The sequence below is a fragment of the Cyanobacteriota bacterium genome (assembly GCA_025054735.1).
Taxonomy (GTDB): domain Bacteria; phylum Cyanobacteriota; class Cyanobacteriia; order SKYG9; family SKYG9; genus SKYG9.
The window spans coordinates 1-3203 of sequence record JANWZG010000427.1 but is presented as its reverse complement, the minus strand read 5'-3'; the positions used below and the strand labels follow the sequence as shown (position 1 = coordinate 3203).

Here is a 3203-nt window from a genome sequence, read left to right as displayed (position 1 = left end):
AGCCCCCCCGGCGCTGAGCAAGCTGGAATTGATATCCAAGGCGGTGATCGCGAAAGAAAGTTGCCCAATCTGCTGTCCAAGTATTGATCTGAGGTGTGGATCCGATCGTGTTGTTGCGATCCCAACCATAACCACCACCCTTAAACTGCTCGCCACTAACCCGATGAAGCATGGCTAACTGCTGCCCCATAGCTGCCCAAGCATCACTGGAACCACGTCCCAAATCTAACCACTCTAGTACGATGTATGACCGACCATCAGCAACACCCCAGCAAACAGGAGTGGGTACACGAATCGTTTTGGTTGCCTGAATCTGTTGTAGGCCCAATGCTTCAGACTCAAACATGCTGACTAGCTCTGCACGATTGAGCTTCACAAAGTAGGTATGGTGCTCATCGGCTAACTGGTAGCCCTGGTTAATGCAACCTCCACCAACGGATCGCTGGCTACTGGGCTGAAAGGACTTACCTAAAGCTGCACTGATATGCTGGGCGATCGCAGTCCACATAACTTGCGCTAGTAGGGCTTGAGAACAGTGACGGCGTAAGCATCTGGAGATAGGTATTGCTGGGCAGCAACTTGCAGATCGATAGCATGTAGCGCCTGAATATGGGCGGGATAGTTCAGAGCCGGAGCAATGTCACCAACCATTGCTTGGTAATAGCCATACATGCTAGCGCGATCGCTAGGCGTTTCATTGCCAAAAATAAAGCGGTTTGCCACTTGTGTTTGCATCCGCTTCATTTCAATATCGGTGACTAACTCAGTTTGTAATAGCCGTAGATGGTCGATGATGGCTTTCTCTACAGCCTCTACGTGCTCAACAGGCAAGTGCGCTGAAATGTAGAACATTCCCTGGGCACCATAATTCAAGTTGCTAACGGCAATGGAGGATACCAATCGCCGATCTTCCCGTAAGTCTCGAATCAGTCGTGCAGTGCGTCCATGCCCTAAAACGTTCGCCAGCATGTCCAAGGCGTAGGTTTGATACAAATCTTGAATGCCAGGTACGCGCCAAGTCATTACCAAGCGTGCCTGTTGCAGACTGTCGTCAACCACTTCACGGCGTACTACCTGAGTAAATGCTGGTTCCGGTAAAAGCGGTTGTTTTAGAGGGTGGCTAGTCAGGCGATGGCGTTGGTGATCTGCTGTGGCTTGGGTAATCCCCGTCTCAACGATCTGAAGTAGGTCATCTACTGGCAGATTGCCAACTACAGCTAACGTCATCGCTGATGGATGGTAGTGCTGAGCATGAAATTCTCGCATCTGCTGAGGAGAGAGTCCTTCAACCACCGAGGCTGTGCCCAAAACAGGTCGGCGATAGGGTAGGCGTTCAAAGGTTGTCTCTACAGCCTGCTGAAAAGTACGTCGTCGGGGATTATCGCCAGAGCGACGGATTTCTTCCAATACTACAGAACGCTCACGCTCAAACGCATCATCAGGAATCGTAGGATTAAGCACTACGTCTAATTGTAGCGGCGCTAGGTCGGCGAAATCTTTGGGAGAGGTGGTGATGTAATAGTGGGTGTAGTCTTGGCTAGTAGCGGCGTTGGTAATGGCACCTCTAGCTTCAATTTCCCATTCAAACTCACCGACCGCTAGGCTAGGGGTACCTTTGAATACCATGTGTTCTAAAAAATGCGCCATACCGTTGATGTCGTCGGATTCGATCGCAGAGCCAACAGGCAACCAGATGCTCATATTAACTGCCTCGACAGGCAAGTGCTCAGCGATTACGGTTAGACCATTGGAGAGACGATGTAGAGTTGGAGCGTTGAGGCGAGAGAGAAAGGAAGAATCAAGAAGGGTTGATAGCATGAAATCAGGTAATCACTGCATCCATTCTATCCTACCCAATTCAATCCCATTACACTACCCTTACTGATTCCAGTATATAGATACCAGGGGAACTTCTTACTAGGTAAGCATCTTTGGCTGACTGTGATGTAGATCACGCCTTCACAGGATATTTGTCACATGTTACTGTCCGAGAGATCACGGGCTATGCCCCTCTAGCATCACCGAGAAACTAGTGATAGTGCTGGATACTCTAATCATGTGATTCAATGAGTTCCGATTAGTCAGCTATGAAGCTCCTAAGAAAGGTGCAGAGTTTTTTCCCCCAAGCTTCCTGCGATTCTGCTGATCCTGCCGATGTGTTGATTACGATCGTCCGTAATGTCGCTAATATAGACGGCTTTCGGTTTGAGCAGTTCTGTTACTATCTAGATGTCTATCAAACCACTCGCACTATGGTTTTGTCTCGTAAGCCCAATAGTCAATCGGAAATTGATAATTTGCGAGACTACTGTGATGTTGTGCGTTTCTGTCTAGAGGGTTTTCGCAGCACCACGGTTGAGATGTTATGTCGTGAAATTGAGGCCTTATTTAGTCGTCAGCAGCAGCGAATGGTGGCGGCCTAGGGCAACATTCGGTTGTTGTAGTGTCTAGTGAGATAGGGGTCAACGGGGTGTGAAGTTTTCATAGCCCCGTTTTTTGTCGAATGGTTTGTTATACCAATTCTCTAAAGGCTAGCGACACGGCCCATTAGTTCATAGTAAGGACTTAAACTACCAGCTATCTGTAGCCTGGAGAAACCGCCAATGGGACTGTTTTAGTCGATCGCAAACCTGTTGGTGCCAATGTGCCAAAGTCAGCGTAAAGTCTGAATGATGTAAACCGCCGCGCCACAGGATCAATGCATCTTCACCAGTATCTGGATAGTATCCTTTGCGGACACCAACTGCTTGGAAGCCAAATTTTTTGTAGAGGCTGATGGCCGGGAGATTGGATGTTTTCACCTCTAGAGTCGCTCGCTCTAAGCCACGGCATTGAGCACTGTGCAGCAGTTTCCAGAGAAGCGCTTGCCCCAAGCCTTGACGATGGTAGTCAGGATGCACGGCTAGTAGGGTGATGTGGGCTTCCTCGACGATTGCCCATAGGCACCCTAAGCCTAGGACATGCGGGGTTGCTTCGTGGTTGGTCAGCAATATGATCAAATCACTGTTAGGACTAGCAATTTCTCGTCGATAGCCGTCAAGACTCCACAGCCCTCCGAGGCAGGTGCGGTCAAGGTCGATCACTGCGGGCAAAAATTCTTCCGTTAGGCGCTGAATCATTAACAACTTCACACAACATCCCGTCAGTTACACAACTTAAGATTGTAGACTGGAGTATTGGTTATCGTTATATTCGCTGCAACC

Annotated in this window: 4 protein-coding genes; 1 reads left to right on the top strand and 3 read right to left on the bottom strand. The window is 49.0% G+C overall.

The annotated features are described in order from the left end of the window. Together NZ772_16245 and NZ772_16240 are read right to left on the bottom strand one after the other, a co-directional pair. The coding region (locus NZ772_16245; GenBank protein ID MCS6815105.1) for a fructosamine kinase family protein at positions 1-508 on the bottom strand (508 nt) is incomplete at its 3' end. An 8-nt stretch (positions 509-516) separates the two neighbouring features. Continuing rightward, on the bottom strand, positions 517-1818 hold the full coding sequence (locus NZ772_16240; GenBank protein ID MCS6815104.1) for an insulinase family protein: 1302 nt from the start codon (positions 1816-1818) through the stop codon (positions 517-519). Positions 1819-2087: 269 nt separating this feature from the next. Here NZ772_16240 and NZ772_16235 point away from each other — a divergent pair, with 269 nt between their 5' ends. After that, positions 2088-2423, top strand: coding sequence for a hypothetical protein (locus NZ772_16235; protein ID MCS6815103.1), 336 nt, complete (start codon positions 2088-2090; stop codon positions 2421-2423). A gap of 147 nt (positions 2424-2570) precedes the next feature. Here the strand turns inward: NZ772_16235 and rimI are convergent, their stop codons facing one another. Further along, positions 2571-3131, bottom strand: a complete 561-nt coding sequence (rimI, locus tag NZ772_16230) for a ribosomal protein S18-alanine N-acetyltransferase (GenBank protein ID MCS6815102.1) — start codon at positions 3129-3131, stop codon at positions 2571-2573. Positions 3132-3203: the final 72 nt, after the last annotated feature.

Bases quoted from the DNA above. Each gene is read 5' to 3' on its own strand.
- NZ772_16235 (MCS6815103.1), top strand. From the start codon at position 2,088: ATGAAGCTCCTAAGAAAGGTGCAGAGTTTTTTCCCCCAAGCTTCCTGC.
- NZ772_16240 (MCS6815104.1), bottom strand. From the start codon at position 1,818: ATGCTATCAACCCTTCTTGATTCTTCCTTTCTCTCTCGCCTCAACGCT.